The sequence below is a fragment of the Oleiphilus sp. HI0117 genome, assembly GCF_001635235.1.
The window spans coordinates 1-1805 of record NZ_LWGA01001276.1 but is presented as its reverse complement, the minus strand read 5'-3'; the positions used below and the strand labels follow the sequence as shown (position 1 = coordinate 1805).

General features: G+C 42.8%; 1 protein-coding gene and 1 pseudogene. Both read right to left on the bottom strand.

Annotated elements, in window-relative coordinates; translation table 11 throughout:
- Window positions 1-81 (bottom strand): annotated as a pseudogene (locus A3757_RS25900) (peroxiredoxin); the annotation flags it as partial.
- Between the two features lie 216 nt (window positions 82-297).
- A partial coding sequence (locus A3757_RS22240; protein ID WP_068740316.1) for an SDR family oxidoreductase occupies window positions 298-1805 on the bottom strand: 1508 nt, incomplete at its 5' end.

The following is a 1805-nucleotide window of genomic DNA, read 5'->3' as shown; positions in this document are numbered from 1 at the left end:
AAATTCATCAACGATAGAACCGTCACCTAGTACTGCAGATACTGTAAAATCAGGAGCTTGCTTACCAACTAAAACACTCATTAGTTATTACCTTCCTTAAAAGTTTTATTCGATAGAGATACAGAACGTATCTCTTAGTGTGGTTAAAACAACGTGCCTATATTACACAGCCAGTAAAAATAATTACACCATTTCTTAGTTACTTTTTCTGAAAAAGTAAGCTTCTAAAAAAGAAAAAGAGGCCGAAGCCCCTTTTCTATTACTACATAGCATCAAATACTAGCTAGACAAAACGCCTTACCAGTGAATACCACGCATGATCGCAGCGAATGCAACCTGCTCTGTTGAAACTTTTGGCTTTTCATTAGCTTGCCCCTTACCTTGAGCCGCAGCTGAATCAGGGAACATCTTATAGCCAGTATTCATTACAATCTCACCAACCTTAGGAGCTAAGGAGTGAAGTACTGCAGCAAAAGTCCCCAAGCGTGTAGCGATACGCTTTGGTCGATGCACAATCGCTTCAGCAATCAAATCTGCCGCATCATCTGGCGACAATGTCGGAACAGAGTCGTAGATCTTAGTTGGGCCAATCATCGGCGTACGCACAAGCGGCATATTAATCGTTGTGAAAGTCACATTACTATCGGAAAATTCTGACGCAGCACAACGTGAGAATGCATCCAAAGCAGCTTTTGATGCAACGTATGCAGAAAAGCGTGGAGCATTAGTTAGTACCCCAATAGAGGAAATATTAACGATATGGCCGCACTTACGTTCTAGCATTGATGGCGCGAACCCCATAATCAAACGCAAAGAACCAAAGTAGTTTAGCTGCATAGTTCGTTCATAATCATGGAAACGGTCAAATGCATGGTTAATCGCACGTCTGATCGAGCGGCCTGCGTTATTAATCAAATAATCAACATGACCATGATCTTTTAGCACGGCTTCAACGAACTCATCACAGTTATTCATGTCCGCGAAGTCGCAACGATAAGCATGCACTTCACCCTTACCTTTTGCTTGTAGCTCAGCCTTAACTTCGTCCAGAGTCTCTTGCGTTCTAGCAGCGATACATACGATTGCCTCAGCATCTACCAATTTATGCGCAGTCGCCAATCCGATACCCGATGTTGCACCCGTGACAACACAAACTTTTCCACCAACAGTACCTTTTAAGGAACGATCTTTATGTAAATCTGGGTCTAGGTTACGCTCCCAAAAATCCCAAATAGCAGGTGCGTAGGATTCTAGACGAGGAACTTCGATTCCTAATCCTTTCAATACACGCTCTGTTTCGCGAGAGTCGAACTTTGTTGGGTAATTGATAAAACCCATTGCCGACTCTGGAACACCAAAATCATTTAAAACCGCACTCGTAATACGCTTAACAGGAGGAAGGTTCTTTAGGCCATTCCTAACCATTGAAGGAATAAAACCAAACATGCGAGAATCAACACGCATTGTCATGGTTGGCGCATGACCAGCTTCGGCAAAAATATTTAGAACCTCACCAACCTTGTGTGGGTCTGGGTCAGTCAAATGGAAACATTTTCCATCTTCACCATCTGCATGGGAAATATGATCAATTGCATCAACAATAAAGTCGACCGGCACAACGTTAATGCGGCCACCTTCAATACCAATAGTAGGCATCCACTTTGGTAAAGTGTTACGAATTTTTTGCAGCATTTTGAAGAAGTAATATGGACCGTCAATCTTGTCGATCTCACCAGTCTTAGAGTGCCCCACAACCATACCAGGACGATAGATTCTGAAAGGAATAGAGCATTCGTCTCGAACAG